The organism is Paraburkholderia terrae (genome assembly GCF_002902925.1).
GTDB classification, from domain to species: domain Bacteria; phylum Pseudomonadota; class Gammaproteobacteria; order Burkholderiales; family Burkholderiaceae; genus Paraburkholderia; species Paraburkholderia terrae.
This window is the reverse complement of the sequence record NZ_CP026114.1, coordinates 398,855-414,399: the sequence shown is the minus strand read 5'-3', so window position 1 is coordinate 414,399 and position 15,545 is coordinate 398,855. Positions and strand designations below refer to the sequence as shown.

Annotated in this window: 12 protein-coding genes and 2 pseudogenes; 7 read left to right on the top strand and 7 right to left on the bottom strand. The window is 59.9% G+C overall.

The window, feature by feature from the left end:
- Positions 1–142: 142 nt before the first annotated feature.
- On the top strand, positions 143–448 hold the full coding sequence (locus C2L65_RS43685) for a hypothetical protein (RefSeq protein WP_233446736.1): 306 nt from the start codon (positions 143–145) through the stop codon (positions 446–448).
- Between the two features lie 159 nt (positions 449–607).
- Here the strand turns inward: C2L65_RS43685 and C2L65_RS46490 are convergent, their stop codons facing one another.
- Complete coding sequence (locus C2L65_RS46490; protein ID WP_167306673.1) at positions 608–760, bottom strand: hypothetical protein; 153 nt, start codon at positions 758–760, stop codon at positions 608–610.
- 353 nt (positions 761–1,113) lie between these two features.
- On the opposite strand from C2L65_RS46490, the gene C2L65_RS43675 reads away from it, so the two are divergent.
- On the top strand, positions 1,114–3,900 hold the full coding sequence (locus C2L65_RS43675) for a hybrid sensor histidine kinase/response regulator (RefSeq protein WP_158660439.1): 2,787 nt from the start codon (positions 1,114–1,116) through the stop codon (positions 3,898–3,900).
- Between the two features lie 265 nt (positions 3,901–4,165).
- Positions 4,166–4,444, top strand: a pseudogene (locus tag C2L65_RS46985) (short-chain dehydrogenase/reductase); the annotation flags it as partial.
- 779 nt (positions 4,445–5,223) lie between these two features.
- Here C2L65_RS46985 and C2L65_RS43655 read toward each other — a convergent pair.
- Positions 5,224–5,703, bottom strand: coding sequence for a hypothetical protein (locus C2L65_RS43655; RefSeq protein ID WP_042305797.1), 480 nt, complete (start codon positions 5,701–5,703; stop codon positions 5,224–5,226).
- A 942-nt stretch (positions 5,704–6,645) separates the two neighbouring features.
- On the opposite strand from C2L65_RS43655, the gene C2L65_RS43650 reads away from it, so the two are divergent.
- Together C2L65_RS43650 and C2L65_RS43645 are read left to right on the top strand one after the other, a co-directional pair.
- Entirely contained in the window at positions 6,646–7,863 is a 1,218-nt protein-coding gene (locus tag C2L65_RS43650; protein ID WP_042305894.1) for a GNAT family N-acetyltransferase, read from the top strand.
- 207 nt (positions 7,864–8,070) lie between these two features.
- On the top strand, positions 8,071–9,105 hold the full coding sequence (locus tag C2L65_RS43645; RefSeq protein WP_233446735.1) for a GNAT family N-acetyltransferase: 1,035 nt from the start codon (positions 8,071–8,073) through the stop codon (positions 9,103–9,105).
- Positions 9,106–9,196: 91 nt separating this feature from the next.
- On the opposite strand, the gene C2L65_RS43640 is transcribed toward C2L65_RS43645, so the two are convergent.
- Entirely contained in the window at positions 9,197–9,589 is a 393-nt protein-coding gene (locus C2L65_RS43640; protein WP_103254689.1) for a hypothetical protein, read from the bottom strand.
- A 157-nt stretch (positions 9,590–9,746) separates the two neighbouring features.
- Here C2L65_RS43640 and C2L65_RS43635 point away from each other — a divergent pair, with 157 nt between their 5' ends.
- Positions 9,747–10,835: a glycosyltransferase family 4 protein gene (locus tag C2L65_RS43635; RefSeq protein ID WP_042305799.1), complete on the top strand. Its 1,089-nt coding sequence runs from the start codon at positions 9,747–9,749 to the stop codon at positions 10,833–10,835.
- A gap of 340 nt (positions 10,836–11,175) precedes the next feature.
- On the opposite strand, the gene C2L65_RS43625 is transcribed toward C2L65_RS43635, so the two are convergent.
- Positions 11,176–12,627: a toll/interleukin-1 receptor domain-containing protein gene (locus C2L65_RS43625; protein WP_052426826.1), complete on the bottom strand. Its 1,452-nt coding sequence runs from the start codon at positions 12,625–12,627 to the stop codon at positions 11,176–11,178.
- A 529-nt stretch (positions 12,628–13,156) separates the two neighbouring features.
- Positions 13,157–13,282: pseudogene (locus tag C2L65_RS46980) on the bottom strand (HU family DNA-binding protein); the annotation flags it as partial.
- Here C2L65_RS46980 and C2L65_RS43615 point away from each other — a divergent pair.
- Positions 13,279–13,662 carry an SET domain-containing protein gene (locus tag C2L65_RS43615; protein WP_081920809.1) on the top strand — a complete coding sequence of 128 codons (384 nt, stop codon included), beginning with the start codon at positions 13,279–13,281 and terminating at the stop codon, positions 13,660–13,662. The pseudogene C2L65_RS46980 and the gene C2L65_RS43615 overlap by 4 nt on opposite strands.
- Positions 13,663–13,968: 306 nt before the next feature.
- Here the strand turns inward: C2L65_RS43615 and C2L65_RS43610 are convergent, their stop codons facing one another.
- On the bottom strand, positions 13,969–14,445 hold the full coding sequence (locus C2L65_RS43610; RefSeq protein WP_042305802.1) for an RES family NAD+ phosphorylase: 477 nt from the start codon (positions 14,443–14,445) through the stop codon (positions 13,969–13,971).
- A complete protein-coding gene (parS, locus tag C2L65_RS43605) occupies positions 14,442–14,978 on the bottom strand; it encodes a type II RES/Xre toxin-antitoxin system antitoxin (protein WP_052426841.1) in 537 nt (178 codons plus the stop codon). Before parS ends, C2L65_RS43610 begins: the two co-directional genes overlap by 4 nt.
- Positions 14,979–15,545 lie beyond the last annotated feature (567 nt).

Below are 15,545 nucleotides of genomic sequence, written 5' to 3'. Positions count from 1 at the left end.
GGGGCGCGCCGGGCTCTGGCATAGGCATTGCTCGGCGGCTTGCATCGAATCTTCAGGCGCGCGGAGGTTTGGTGCCCACATGGAGAGACGTATTCCCGTCTGACTCAGCCCCTGACGGTGCTCGCTTGACACAGAGAGGACGATGATGGCGCTAACCCGTAACGAGTTTGAAGAAAAGATCGGGAAGGTTCTGCACGACCATGGCGCCGGCGTGACAGCGGACCTGACTGACAACCTGGTCGCTTACTGGAACGGTCATGCCGTCTCCTACATCCTGGTTAGTGAAACGCCGTGTGGCTTACGCTATGAGGAGTTCGTCATGGACGACGACCAATGGACAACCTGGCGATCGTGGCTCGAGGCATGGACGGATGCACCAACTTTCAGCGTACGTCCCGAAGTGCGCAACTGGCTGTCGGAGGAGCCTCCTGCTGACGCGGACAACTGACCTGTGACACAGGGTTCCGGACCTCCCGCAGTCGCCCGGCTTCCGCATCTCGCTGACCCTGGCAAACGCGCGTTCGTCGCGGCCGACTGCAGCGTCTGAAAACACATCGGGCCGGTGCTTCCACTATTGTGAATGGAAGGACGCGTGCGTGTTCGTGCCTCAGACGTTGTCTTCCACCAGCACCGCGACCGTCCCTGAATTGATCTTCAAACGCGTGGGTTTGGCGAACGGCGACTGTGGCGCGGTGCCGTCTGGGTTGATCAACTTGACCTTGTTGAAGACAGTGACGAACTGCGCCGGCGTGACCTTCACCGACGCAGCCGATGCCGTCGCGGTCCGCGTAAAGCGTGTCGGGGTTGTTGCCTGACGAACGTATCGTGTTCGAAGAACGGCTGGCTGCTCATTCCCGCCGACATCAGATCGGTCATGACGGGCGTGCCCGTCGCCGGGTTGGGCACGTCGCGCACGATGAAGGCGTGAATCTGCACGCCACGCGATACGACCCCGAGACGCCCGCCACACAACGCTGTGGCATTGTGTTTGCTTCGACATAAAATTTCGGAATAGAGTTACTCGGACCCAGATAGGCAGTTTCCGCCTCTGCAGGTGCGACACTCAGTGAGCAGTCGCCGGTGGGGTCGAACCGAACCCGGAGGATGACCACCATGAGTCTGGTCGACGAAGTGCGTCAACGTTTTGGCGTGTTACCGAATTTCTTTCGTTTAACGCCAGAGAATCCGGACATCACCGCAAAACTATGGGGATTCGCGTGTTTCGGCTATCTCGACAATCCGCTGCCATCACTCTTCAAGGAACGGCTGTTCGTCTGGTTGTCCCGATTCTGCGAAGTGCGCTACTGCATCGTCCGACACGTCGGCTTTCTGGTCGGATTGGGGCGCGTGGCCGGCGACGCCTGTTGCATTCCTCAGTCTGTAGAGGAGATCCTTCGCCTCGTGCGAAGGCCGGTGCCGCTCGCCGGGTCACTGCAGACCTGCATCGAACGATGCTCCTCGTTAAAGGAGCCACTTTCGGTGATGCCACAGCCGGATTCGGAGCTCGAATGGGCGATGTTTGCTTGCGCGACCCATATGTTCTTGCGTACTTCGGCCGAGGCGGCATGCTCAGATGCGTTACGCCGTGCGCTCGGGCCGGCACAAACGGAAAATTTCCTGCTCCTCCTCGCATTCATACGCACTGCGCATTTCTGGACGGAGCTTCATCCGGAACTCAAGTTCGAGGAAGACATTCAACATCTTCTAGTAACGCACCGCGAACTGGGCCAGTGCCTGCTTGACGATCCCGCATCCGAATTGGGCAATACTAGCCAGAGCCTTCTTGCCGAGCTTGATTCCCTACGTAAGGAAAAGCTGGAAATTGAGCGCGAAAGTCGGCGACGGCTTGAGAATGACCTTGCGGAAAGCCGTCTCCTGCATGAGCTCAGCAACGAACTCATCGGGGAGCAGCAAGTCGACGTGCTTTACGACAAGATCATCGATGCTGCTGCGCGTCTCATGCATTCGCCATGCGCCACCATGCACATCTTGCGAGGACTTGTCGATGGTAGCAAGGCACTCGAGTTGCTTGGTTATCGTGGATTTGCAAAGGATGCTGCGAAGCAATGGGAGCAGGTCGATCTCGAGTCGGTAACAATGTGCGGATCAGCTCTATCAAACGGGCATCGCATTGTTGTACCCGACACCGAACAATGCAGCACCATGGCAGGCAGTGACGAACTCGCTGTGTGTCGCAAGCTGGGCATTCGTGCGGCCCAGACGACGCCGCTGTACTCCCGGGCTGGTGCGATGGTCGGGACCATTTCAACTTACTGGTACGACGCTCGCGAGCCTTCAGAGCATGAGTTTCACGCGTTCGATATCCTTGCGCGGCAAGCGGCTGACCTGATCGAACGGGCGCAGGCAAACGAGGCGCTGCGCGCGAGCGAAAAGCGCCTGATGACGATCATCGAACAACTGCCGGCGGGTGTCGGGGTGATGGATGCGACGGGTGTCTGGACACTGAACAACACCTTGATGAAACAATATATGCCCACATCCATTCCATCGAGGCGGCCGGATCGCGACTCGCATTGGCGTGTGTGGGACAAGGATGGGAACCTGAGTGCGCCAGAGAGCTGGCCGTGTATACGGGCATTGGGCGGCGAGACGGTGATGCCTGGGATGGAAATGCTTTATACGGATGATGAAGGGCGCGAATACTGGATGCGCGTTAGTGCAGCTCCACTGCAAAACGATTCGGGCGACATCATAGGAGCTTGCTGTATCGTGCAGGACACTACGCAACTCAAGCGGGCGGAGCACGCGCTCAGGGAAGCTGATCGGCGTAAGGATGAGTTTATTGCGACGCTCGCGCACGAGTTGCGCAATCCGATGGCCCCAATCCGCAACGGCCTGCAAATCCTCCGTCTTTCCGGAGCAGACAATAAAGCCGCGGAACAGATCCATGGGATGCTCGAGCGACAGGTTAATCAGATGGTCCGGCTGATTGACGACCTGCTGGAGGTCTCACGCATTGCGAGTGGCAAAATCGAACTGCGCAGGGAGCCAGTGGATCTTGCAACCGTGCTCCACAGCGCCGTGGAGACGAGCCGTGCGCTCATCGATGCAGCTGGCCACCAGCTGACCATCAGCTTGCCTCACGAATCGTTGGTACTTCACGCTGACCCCGTCCGAATCGCACAGGTGATCGCGAATCTGCTCAATAACGCCGCGAAGTACACGGACCCGGGAGGGCAGATTTTGCTGACCGCTCGCCGCGACCGCGCGGAAGCAATTGTGACGGTACGAGACAACGGCATGGGCATCCCGCAAGCGATGCTGGGGCGGATATTTGACCTCTTCACCCAGGCGGAGCGCAGCTACAACCGAGCCCAAGGTGGGCTCGGTGTCGGCCTGACGCTCGTGCGCACGCTCGTGGAAATGCACGGTGGCAGCGTTGAGGCGCGGAGCGAAGGCGTGGGTAAAGGCAGCGAGTTTCAGGTGCGGCTGCCCGTATCGATTCAGAACCGCCAGCCACGTGAACTCGACCAGCAGCCACGACCGTCAGATGCGTTGTGCGGTCACCGCATTCTCGTTGTTGACGATAATCACGATGCAGCCGACAGTCTTGGCATGCTGCTCAAGTTGTACGGCGCTGACGTTTGCGTCGTACGCGATGGTCCGGCGGCGGTAGCAGCACTCGACACATATCGGGCCGACGTAGTGTTGCTGGACATCGGCATGCCTGGAATGGACGGCTACGAAGTCGCGCGCCGCGTCCGCGAAAAGCCCGACTTTCACGACGTTACCTTGATCGCACTAACCGGCTGGGGGCAAGAGGAGGATCGGCGCCAATCGAAGGATGCCGGTATCGATCATCATCTTGTCAAGCCAGTGAATGTGAGTGCCTTGGAGCGGCTACTAGCTGATACACGGAAACGGGGGGGCTCGCGATGACTCGTTTGTCGGAGTGAGGTGGTCAATGATGGGGCCATCAGCAGCATCTATACCACAATCGGCTCTAACCCGGTCATCGGCGGTCCTATGAACGCCTGTCCGCCTATAACCGCCCGATACGCGTCCCTGCACGGTTACGCGGATGACGTACTGGACATCGTCGAAGGACTGGCGACCAGGCCGGTTATTTTTGTAGGTCACTCGGTGAGTGCGACGATTGGCATGCTCACGGCGATCAAGGCGCCTGAGCGCTTCGTGGCGAATGGTCGAGCCGTTCCACGTGCGTGTTCGACTGGTGCTGCCGGGGCACGCCCCCGACACCAGGTTTGGCGAGAACACGCGGGCCCGCATACACGGCTTCGACCACGCGGCCTACGCCGATCTTGCCAGCAAAGTTGTCGCGGGGCTGCAGGATACTTCTTCGTCAATCACCCGGGCACAGGACGTCGCCGAGTCCGTGTGGCGCGCGGCGACGGATCCGTCATACCCAATGCGCAACCCGGCAGGCGCTGATGCCGAAGCATGGGCGGCTGGGGTTCGCTGATCGAGCGGCACGGAATGAGCATGGCTTGCAGACACGCGAGCGCATTACGATAACGCGATTGCTATGCACGACTAACCCGTCGCTCTCGTAACCGGGGCGAATTAAGGAATCGATCTTCAGATTGCAGCTAGGCTGGACGCAGACGGGCCGCCGCGCGGGGCTATGGAACAGCCTGTCGTTCTGGCGCTGGACGGGATTGACGTCGGTCGTTGCAGCGTGGCCGCCTGGTTCCAGGCTGTGACGTACACGTCCTGAAGCGTGTCCTCGGCTTCGGACCGGTCACGCAGTATCTTGATGCGCTCGGCGCACAGACCACGCTCGCGGTGTCCCTCGAACCGCAAGGGGGATCGCCAACCGGGCAACCCACCGGACCCGTACTCACAGCCGGGCGCGTCGAGGGAATCTGAACGCTTGAACGCGGTTGAGATAGACACGACTACTGCGCTTCGTTGTCCAGAAGCACTGGGCCAGCCGGTTGCACTATGATTTCCGGATTGACCGGCTTCGTTGCCCGAACTACCCGTTCCGGCGCAGTACGGCGTCCGCAGGATTGAACTCTAGCCATTTTCAACTTCTGAACGTGAGAATTGCTCTTCGGCGGTGGCCATTCACGCGAGGGTGTGATCACGTCAAGAGGGCGTACGGACTTGGGATATGCGGACGTGCGCTTCGGGAGAAGAAGAAAAGGGCGAGAACGGGGTCTCGCCCACGGAGCGGATCACGGTTCACTTTGTGTTGCGTGTTGACCTGCTCCAGACCACTACAGGCAAACGCCGGGTTTACTGCTTTTTCGCGGCGTCAACCTTGGCGTCGGCGGCCTTTTTGTTTGCATCGCCTTGTGCCTCGACCTTCTCTTTGTCGGCCTTCGCTTGAGCCACGTTTGCATCCTGGGCAGCTTCATGTTTCTTCTTGTCTGCTTTGGCCTGCGCAGCGTGCTTTTTCTTGTCGGCCCGGGCCTGCGCCTTCATGGCGTCCCCGCGTGCGTCAGATGCTTCTTTCGGCGTTGTTGCCTTTTCCATCTTCGCGGCCTTCTTGTCAGCGTCGGCCTGAGCCGAAGCCTTGTCCTCATTCGCTGACGCCTGAGCCTTGTCGGCGTCGCTCTGAGCTTCAGCCTTCTTTTTATTGGCCGTAGCCTGTGCTTCACTCTTCTCGCTATTTGCCTTCATCTGTGCCTTGCCAGCGTCCGAGGGCGCAGTGGTCTGTGCGAGTGCCGTGGTAACGAGCAGTACGGATGCGAGTGCTGCGACGATCTTCTTCATGGTTTCCTCCCTTGGAAGTGCACTGCACTGGACAGTGCTGGCTGTGTAAACGTTCATCGACTCGCCAACGTTGACCCTTATGTCGTGACAAACGGTAAGCAGGCGAGACGAAATGCAACGCCAACGAACTCAACCAAAGTCAGCCAAGCATCGCCGTTGTATAACCGAGCGACCATGATGGCCGAGGCGCGGTAACGCCCCGATACCCTTGGGTTCGTCAGCGTCGCCGAGATCGAGTTCGAGATCGTGGGTAGCGACACGATCGGTTGTCGAACCAATCGCTGCTAGAAGTCTTGGCCGCATCCGTGCGGGAAGTCCCACTAACCAGCTCGAGGGCGACGGCATTGCACGCGCGTTCGATGACGCCGCCCGTTGCCGTGAAAGCGCTCTTGAAGCACATGGGCTAGGGGCGGCCCCGATGGCATCTCCGCGAATCCGTCGACGGTGTCCGGATTCCCGGATATCCGCCTTCGAAGATAGTCGGCCCCATGCAAATCTTGCAATGAATTCTGCTGGATCGTCATGGACCCCTGCACGCAGAAGCACTGCAAAACTGGGATAGGGCCCGTCTTGCATGTCTGCTAGCGGCGTCGGAAGGCTGTAGCACCAGTTCCGGAAGTATTCGGAAGTAGATAGCGCTTTTCCGTTGCACGAGTAAAGCCGCGGGATGCGCATTCAACCCCTGCGAGCTTCGTAACGTCGCCTTTGGCCTCTCAACCGTCCGAAGAATCGGGGCTATTCCCGAGGGACTCGCGCGACCCCGACTGTTAGGATTGAAAGCATCGGTCGGACTGCCTTGCCTGCGCGCGCGCACCCGGTTTTGAGCCATATGCGCGGTTCATTTGCAGCGGGAAAAAAATCGTCGGCGCTCATCTGGGCTTTTTATAGTGGCACGAGTCAATGGCATCCCGGAAAAGCCAGATCGCTAGGGGGCGACGTAAGATGGGTTTTCAGGCCTCAGCCGATTTATCCGCAGCGCACGGGGTGACGCTGTGGCGATACGCCGTTCACATCGTCGAGACACCCGAGTCTTTCGAAACTCTCCGCCTTCAATGGCAAGCATTGCAAGCCGCGTCCGAAGACCACACCCCATGCCTCACCTATCAGTACTGCGAACTTGCAGCGAAACGTGCGATCGCCACGGGCGCAGTCGTTGCTGTCGTGATGATCTACGACAACGATACCTTGCTGGCGCTATGGCCGCTTGCGATTAACCGGAAAGGTATTCTGCGCGTCGCGACAGTATTGACCTGCGGCAATCACGAAGAGTACGGCGGGCCGCTTATCAAAGAACGGGCGACGGCATCCGTCGTTGCAGAAAGCATTCGCGCCGTCATGCAGGTTCCGGCGGACGTTCTGGAGATTCCGTTCGTCGAGGATGGCAGTCTGTTGCAGCAGGCGCTTCGGGCGGCGCCGCAGTCGTGGGTGCAAAAGCTGTTGCCGGAGCGATTGAACGTGCTGCCTGGATATTCGGTAGGCTTGCGCGCATTCGCACGATGGGAAGACTTTCTGGGCACCTTGTCACAATCGCTTCGAAGGAACCTGCGACGTTATGGGAAGGGACTCAGTGCTATGGGCAGCGCCGAATTTGGATGGTGCACGACTCTCGACGATGCCGTCGCAGTCGTGGACTGGCTGTTTGCGAACAAGCGGCAATGGGCGCTTAATCGCGGTCTGAATACGAAGTACCTGATGGAAGACGAAGTCCGGGACTTCTTCGTTGCGCTTGCTAGCCAGACAGACCTGTCAACGGTGCCACTGGTTACCTTCGTGAAGATGGATGGTGTGCCGATTTGCGCTTCGATCAACCTTGTCGGGCCACGCGTCCTCGAGTATTGGATTTTCACGTATGACGAAACATACAACCGCTACTCCGTAGGCAATCTGCTGACCGAATTCGTTGCCAGGTGGGCCCACGCCAACGGTCGAGACTTTGATATGCGGCCTTTGTACAACGAATACAAGACTCACTGGGTGAATCGCGAAACACGTCACAGGACGCCGGTTGTGGTGCTCACCTCTCGTGGTCGGCTCAGGGAATTCTCATTGTTGTTCTTCCAGATATCGCGGGTGCGACGTCGACTGGTCAGGTCAGTCATGTCTGCCCTGCGGTCGCGCATGCACTTCTTGCACGGCGCTCTGCGCGAACGGGTCCGGTGAAGGCACGCCGGCACCCCTAGCCGAATAGAGCGCAGATCGCTGTCGAGGCCGCACAAAAGCGTTGTGCACGGACCGTGGCGCGACCCGGAGTGCTTTTGCTCCGCATCTCATGGGCGCCTAAACCGGTTATATGCGGCGGATGCAGACGAAACAGTTTGGGCGCGGAATTTGCGCACTCGTTTCGGCTATGCACGCAGGGACATGGTTATGGCAATCGGACATTTCTCACAGCTGTATTCAGAGCGCTCCACAGACTGTCCACCTGCGCGGACACCTGAAACGCTTTCTTCGTCGAGGCAGGCGGCAACCCCAGCCTATTCCATTTTCCACGAGCGCTGGTGGCTCGACATTGCGACGGGCGGCGACTGGGGAATGGCGACCGTCATGCACGGCAACCAGTTGCTGGGTGAAATGCCTTACTATCTCGCCCGCAAGGGCGTGTGGCGCGTCTCGCGTCTGCCGCCGCTGACGCGAACGCTGGGCCCTGTCATCAAGCCGATTGGGGCCGATCCTGTGCGTGAATTCCGGCATCGCATGCACGTCACAACGCGCCTGATTGAACAGTTGCCGCGTTTCGACAGTTTTTTCCAGGTCTTCGACCACCGCGTGAAAGATGCGCTTGCTTTTGCGCTGCGCGGCTTCACCGTTTCAGCACGGTACACGTTTCATATCGGTCCGGATTGCACGGCGCCTGAGGTGTGGGTGCGCATGAGCAGCAAGACACGCAACGTCGTCCGGAATGCAGCGACGACCTTGACTGTGCGTCCAGTCGAAGCACCGAGGGAGTTTCTTCGATTCTACGAAGCGAATCTCGCGTCGCGGTCGCGAACCAACGCGTATGGCACCGTCGTCATGCGCGAACTCGTGAATGCATTTGTTGAAAGGAGAGCGGGGCATCTTCTGGGCGCATATGATCGAGGGGGCAGGCTAGCCGGCGTCATCGGCCTCGTCTGGGATTGCGACAGCATGTACTATCTTCTCTCTTCGCGCGCCCAGGGGTCTCCTGGCGGAGCGATCAGCCTTTTGATATGGTCCGCGATCCAGGAGGCTATCCGCCGCAAGCTGACATTTGATTTTGACGGATTCTCAGGCGCCGCTACGTATGACTTTTTAAGCGGCTTCGGCGGGACTTTGACACAACGTCTCGGAGTGGAACGCCTAAGCACAATATATGCGGTGGCGCGAACACTCAAGCGCGGCGTCTCCCATAAGTCGCACGAGGCATTCACGCCCAATCTCTGACACGCAGCATGTCGCTCGGGTCGATAACGTGCCCGGGTAAGCGACGCCTCGGCGAGGCATTTATCGTGACAGGGTTCTGTGCTATGGGCGATCAATTGCGAACACTTTTCAAGTTGCGATCGTGCGGGATAACGTCCTGCGCTCCAAGCGGCCAGCCATTGCTGCTTCGTCGAACGCGCCGCTCGGCCCGAAACCGGGGTTGCAGCCTTTCACCAGCACGTCTCAAGCCGACGTGGCTGTTGGCGCAAAAAGCACCGAAGCCCGTGATATGCACCGACGCTTCCGCGGCGGGCACACGAGCGACTGTTTCGCGAAGGCTATGGCAACGCAGCGAGTTGGACGGCGGGTACGGGCCAACGAAAACTGCGAGTACCGTTGTAACAATCATCCAGCCCCCCGAGCCAAGGCCAAAGCCCTGCAACGGATGCGGTTTGGAAAGAGGGGCGAGCAGTGGCGCACCGATAGCCGCGCCGAGCGCGCTCATGAAACATTTACGGTTTGGGAACGCCGCATGCTGGATTCGAGCACGTTCGCCAAGGCACTGGCGTCGCGGACGTACGCAGGGTTATGAGAGAAAACAGCGTTAGGTTTGCCTTGTGGCCCGCGTGCTCGCCGATATCGGTTTGCAACGGAGTCGCCCAATGCGTATCGCACAGATCGCGCCTTTAGACGAGGCAGTACCGCCTGCGCTTTATGGAGGAACAGAAAGAGTAGTTTCGTATTTGACGGAAGCCCTGATCGACCTCGGCCATGATGTCACGTTGTTCGCGAGTGGCGACTCGCGCACCCGGGCACACCTCGAGGTAGCTTGGCCGCAGTCGCTACGTTCCGATCCGTCAGTTTGCGATCCGCTTGCGCCGCACCTCGTGATGCTTGAACAGGTTCGTCGCAAAGCTCCCGACTTTGACATACTGCATTTCCATCTCAGCTACTTGCCGTTCCCGGTCTTCTCGCAGCTTGGTACACCCTTCCTGACCACATTGCACGGCCGTCTCGATTTGCCGGAACTGCGGCCAGTGTTCGATGTATTTTCCGAGGCACCGGTAGTGTCAATCTCCGGGTCGCAGCGGGCGCCGCTTCCCAGCGCAAACTGGCTTGATACGATCCCCCACGGGGTGCCAGCGTCGCTGCTGACGCCGCTGCCGCACGTGCAGCCAACGTATCTGGCCTTCTTGGGCCGGATCAGTCCGGAAAAGCGCGCTGATCTGGCTATCGAAATTGCTGCCCGGGCCGGTATGCTTCTCAAGATTGCCGCGAAAGTGGACAAGGCTGACGAAGCCTATTTCCGCAGCGTGATCGAGCCGCTGCTGGCGCAGCCTCACGTCGACTTCCTCGGCGAGATAAATGAGGCCGAGAAACCCGCGTTCCTGTCGGGCGCCCGTGCGCTGTTGTTTCCCATTGACTGGCCCGAACCCTTCGGTCTGGCGATGATCGAGGCGATGGCGTGTGGCACGCCCGTTATCGCGTTCAATCGCGGTTCGACAGCGGAAGTGGTTGAGCACGGCGTGACCGGATACATTGTGGGCGATGTAGCCGAAGCAGTGCGCGCAGTGGCGCAACTCGATGGTCTTTCGCGTAGCAGAGTGCGGGATCAGTTCGAAATTCGCTTCACATCCAGGACGATGGCGCTGCGATACCTCGATGTCTACACGGGCTTGACCGTGGCCCGTCACCCGCCGTTGCTTCGGGCCGTCGCGGGAGTCGGACACGACGGTGTCTTGGAGCCATGAACCTTTTTTGTTATTATGTACAGCGATTAGGTTACCTATGAATGTTGACTCGATAGGCAGTGCAGCTTCTCGCGGGCGCGCTATCATCGACGTCTACTCAATGGTGTCCGACGTGCCCTGGCGTGCCGGTCTAAGCGACATGCCGATCAACGTCACTCTCTCCGCCGACGAGCCTAAGGGACTGCTGGCTGTGCGCGAGGAGCACGCTGCGCTTCAGCGACAATTCGGCGATCTGGGTAGCACACAGTCGCGTCGACAGAAGGAACCTCACGTGATTCACAACCGGTTCAACGAAACGCATTCGGTATGCCACGTGATCGACTACGCAGTACTTGATTCGCTAGTCAGTGAGTTTTAGAGACCTTTGGATGTTTGCGACTACGCTGTCCCATTGCTGTTTTTCCGATTCGGGATAGCGCATCAAGAGTGTTACTCCGACGTCTGATCCAAGCAATTTATAACGATAGACTACGTCTCCATTCCCCAAACTCTGAAGACATGAAACGATAATCCGTCCCGGTTTCACCACGTGATAAGGGGGCGGTGATTTGGCGCACGAAACTATCCAGGCGTCGTATAGACTTTGTGTTGACTCGGCAGTTATTGAATCGCTCTTCAATATCTGTATGAACGCATTGCCGTGAACAGAGCGTGCCTCAAATCCATCGTGACCACTAGGGTCGGAGATTTTCTTGAATGTGAATTCGTTAGCCGGATAGGAGAAGGTGTATTTTGGGTCGGAGAAGGTCTGATAGCCGGCTTGCGGCGCGCTCCGCCCGCCGGTGTCGGCAGCCGATGAGGCGCTCCCTGCCTGCGGCGGGTCAGCGCGCCGCAGCACCCAGTTAGTGGCCGTATCCTCGATCTGCGTGCTCTTGCGCAGACCGGTCATGAAGCGGCCATCGATCGAGAGTTCCATGTCGGCCCGTTCCTGCTGGGTTCCCGAGGGCAGCACGCCGATTGCGATTTCCACGTCGCGTCCGTGAAGGTCGATCTTGCGGTAAGTGGGATCTTTCTCCGGCGGCTCGATGCGCGCCATGTCGAAACCGCCGCTCGAGTCCGACACCACCTTGTAGAGCGCGCCCTCGTCGTCGCGCCAAAAGCCGCTCAGGTCGGCCGGAGCCGTTGGATCCGCCGGACGCGAGGCGACCGGCGGCGGGGCGGGGGCCGCGCCGGTCGAAGCGTTGCTGGCCGTGCTGGTAATGGCAGTTGTGGATAGGGGCGGTGTGGACAGCGGACGCCAGAGGAAGAAGCCGATGCCTGCTGCGGCGATGGCCAGTGCGGCCAGAGCTGTGCCCACGAGGCGTCCCGGCACGCGGCGCCACAGTGAGCGGCGCAGCTTGCGTGCGAGGATCGCGGCGATCTGCGATACGTCGTAGCTCCAACGAGTGTCGCTGATCTCGCTCGCCTGACGCCGCGCAAGCGCGCGGATGTCCTCGGGCAGGTCGGCCTCGTCCGGCATGTTCGCGCCGTCGACCAGTACAGGCAGGACCAGAATGCCGCGCCGCAGCGCGATGGCCGTTTCCTGGCGTACCCAGTCGTCGGGTTGGTCAAGCCGGCGCCGACCGTTGTGGCCGGTGCAGGTCAACCACTGGCGTCCGATGAGGATGATCATCGCGTCGACCGACTCCACGGCGCGCTGCAGAGCGTCCGCGAAATCTTCTCCACGCTGGATGCCACCCTCGATGTCCATGAACACGTGGCCGGTGCCGAAGTGCTGGCTCAGGCGATCGAAGAGCCGCCCCGCGTAGGCCTTACTGTCGATGCGCCGGTAGCTGATGAAGATCGCGGGCACGTCGGTCCCTCGCTTGTTCTCTTGTGCGTCGCCCGGGCCGCAGCGCCTTGGCGACTCGGCCGCGAACGCGCGGGGGCGGCGGATGCCGCGCGCCTACACATCGAGCACACCGTGCGTATGGACAGCAGCAGCGCACTCGCGACATGGAGTGTCGTTTGCGCTAATTTCCAATCGGGTTTTGAACTCAGAGCCCTATAACGCATAGGTCCTCGCATGAAGGATAGAAACTCCGACGCCACTTCCGCAAGTGTGCCGTGCGCTGACGTGCTTTGACCGCATTCGTGATTCGGGAATTGCGTGCGACGGTTCCCAAAACCTCGCCCAATCGCATTGCGAGTTGGATATGATTTGCGCGAGTGGCGCTCGTGCAGCGAGAACGAGGGCCGGTCAGGAGGCGTTGGAGAGGGTAATCGCGAAGACTGACGCGGGCGTCGTATAAGGCGCGAACATATGTGAAACGAAGCCAGCGCACGCCCTTCCAGGGCCCGCATGGATACCGCCGCGCACCAGGCAGCAGATGCGATGCAAATCAAGCCGCTGCGTCCTTCAGCTTTTTCAGCGCACGTGCCTTGATCCGAACCGTTGCCGGTTTCGCGTCGAACCAGCGCTCTTCGCCGGTAAAGGGATCGTCATGGCCGCGGCGTTTTCGCGCTGGTCGATCTCCAGCCCGACACGTACCTTCTCGAATATAAAGGCGCACTTGTCTCGTGGAAAAAGGCACAACAGGCCTACGCTCTTTCGGGCGCTGAAGACGGCCACACGTTTTTCTTCGCGCTGGATGGCGCGCGGGTGATTGATGGTGCCCGGGGAGGGAATCCCGCCCGGTGGCTCAATCACAGCTGCTCGCCGAACCGCGAGGCTGAACAGGATGACGACCGGGTATTCATGCGGACGACCCGTCCCATCGGAAAGGGCGTGGAACTTTTCATTGACTATCAGCTTCAGGTTGAAGGTCGCCGGACTGCTGCGATTGCCCGAAGGTACGCGTGCCACTGTCGGGTAGCCGGCTGTCGAGGCACAATGCTCGCGGTCTGAATGGCAACGGGAGGTACACGGTCGGAGAACGGGCAGCCTCTTCCCGTTGAAAGGTGATCGATGTGCTGGCGTCGGATCATCCTCGCGAGAGTTCGTGGGTGCCGCGCGGGGAAGCACAACGCAGCCAGAAGTGAGCGCACGGCCCGCTGCTCGAAGGAATGCCACCGTTGGTGTGCCGGGTCAGCGGTCCGAGGCATAGAGACGCATCCAACGCCTCGGCGCTCAATCCATCGACCATTTTGACGCGGCAATCACTGACGACCTTTACGCGCTTTCATTCGAGGCCGTCGAAGGCCTCGCATAGCCTTAACCCATTCGCTGATCGTAGGTCCAACGCCGCACTTTCTGCGCACGAATGCCCGCTGCATCCGGATGTGCCGGGTTGATGAGGACGTTCGTCTCCTCCGGGACGATGACGGACGGCACAAGAAGCAGGGCGGTGGCGGCGTTATAGATCCATTTCTCACCTGTATCCAGGCTCGTCATACCGGGGGGGATTGCGTCCCACCCGATGGGCGCTGAGATGTTCGTGAAAACCGTCGCGGCCTGCCAGACGTTGTCGGGCACGTCCAGACGAACGAGGTAGCGGTTCAGCGGCAATCCCGCCGCGCGAATGTGAACCACGGTTTCCAGACAGGCCAGGGCGATGGTCGACGCACAGTACAAAACCGGCGTTCCGCGCCGGTTCCACCGGCCACCCGTCACCTTCGCGCCGGCACCGGAAAGATCGTCTGCGGGGTAGTTGGGCGCTTCGGTCGCGATCCGCCAGACCGCGACCGTCACGCGTACGCTCCGCTCTGTGCCTTCGCCAGCAGGGCAGCGACAAATTCCTGTCCCGCGACCGTATCCATGAACTCGGCAGGACGGCGTTGATCCAGTGCCGGGTTGGGCTGGTCCAGCCATTCGTTCACCCAGTGGGCAGCGTCGAAGCCTGCCGGATCACCGGATTCCGCGACCATCGCTTCGACCTGGCCGACCAGCCTTGCCATACCGATCACCCGTTCGCTCTGCTCCGCAGACAGGCGCGCCTTCCCCTTGGCCTTACGGATGATGGTCGAGCGCGGCAACCCCAGGGTCACCATCAGATTATCCTGCGAGGTTCCCATGTTGCGCGCAAGAACGTACACGTCGTGGGCATCCACACCGTGCTTGATGAAGCTGATGCGCTCGAGCGGAGGCGCGTGATAGAGGGTGAGGTAGTCGTTGATCTTCGTCGCATGCACTTTGGCGGCCCGCGACGGCGCGGCGGGTTTTGCCGGGAGACGAACTGCAGCCTTGCGGGCCGGGCGACGGGCGGAGGTGGCGGGCGCGTTCACGGGTATCTCCAAATGAGACTTTATTATAGCTCAAATGGATGTGGCAAATTTGCAAAGCTGGGACGCATGCAATCGGGCCATCACCAGTAGCCGATGACAATGAAGTCTCGAAGGGAGTATCGGCAAGTGCGTCGAAGCGGCTTACCGTTCTGGCCGAACGATTGAATCGTGTGGATCAACGGAAGGTCGTCTTGTGGATGGCCACCTGCAGCTGTCGGGATACGCATCTTCTGAGCGCGCATCGCCACAGTTGCCGACTCGACCAACGCTTCAGGTCAATTTTGTTTTTCCCGGCAGCGCCGGCACGCGTGGCGAACAAACGGGCCCTCGGCAGGACCGCGTTCAGGAAAGCGTGACGTTTGCCGATAACACCGTGGTGTGCCGGTAGAATATCCGGCGCTCTCATGGGCGGGGGAAGTGGAGGACCGCATCCGCGCCGTGCCGTGGGCGCCCGATGGCCGCCTGGGCCTGCTAATGGGCGTTGTGTGTCATCTCGCGGATCCACAAACACCTTTCGTCCGTTGGATATCGAGGGGAACGGCCGACGCGACGAGCCAGGCAGCAATG

What these genes read in the sequence shown, in the direction of transcription:
- C2L65_RS43685 (WP_233446736.1), top strand. Translation starts at nt 143, where the DNA reads ATGATGGCGCTAACCCGTAACGAGTTTGAAGAAAAGATCGGGAAGGTT.
- C2L65_RS43675 (WP_158660439.1), top strand. Translation starts at nt 1,114, where the DNA reads ATGAGTCTGGTCGACGAAGTGCGTCAACGTTTTGGCGTGTTACCGAAT.
- C2L65_RS43655 (WP_042305797.1), bottom strand. Translation starts at nt 5,703, where the DNA reads ATGAAGAAGATCGTCGCAGCACTCGCATCCGTACTGCTCGTTACCACG.
- C2L65_RS43650 (WP_042305894.1), top strand. Translation starts at nt 6,646, where the DNA reads ATGGGTTTTCAGGCCTCAGCCGATTTATCCGCAGCGCACGGGGTGACG.
- C2L65_RS43645 (WP_233446735.1), top strand. Translation starts at nt 8,071, where the DNA reads ATGGCAATCGGACATTTCTCACAGCTGTATTCAGAGCGCTCCACAGAC.
- C2L65_RS43640 (WP_103254689.1), bottom strand. Translation starts at nt 9,589, where the DNA reads ATGAGCGCGCTCGGCGCGGCTATCGGTGCGCCACTGCTCGCCCCTCTT.
- C2L65_RS43635 (WP_042305799.1), top strand. Translation starts at nt 9,747, where the DNA reads ATGCGTATCGCACAGATCGCGCCTTTAGACGAGGCAGTACCGCCTGCG.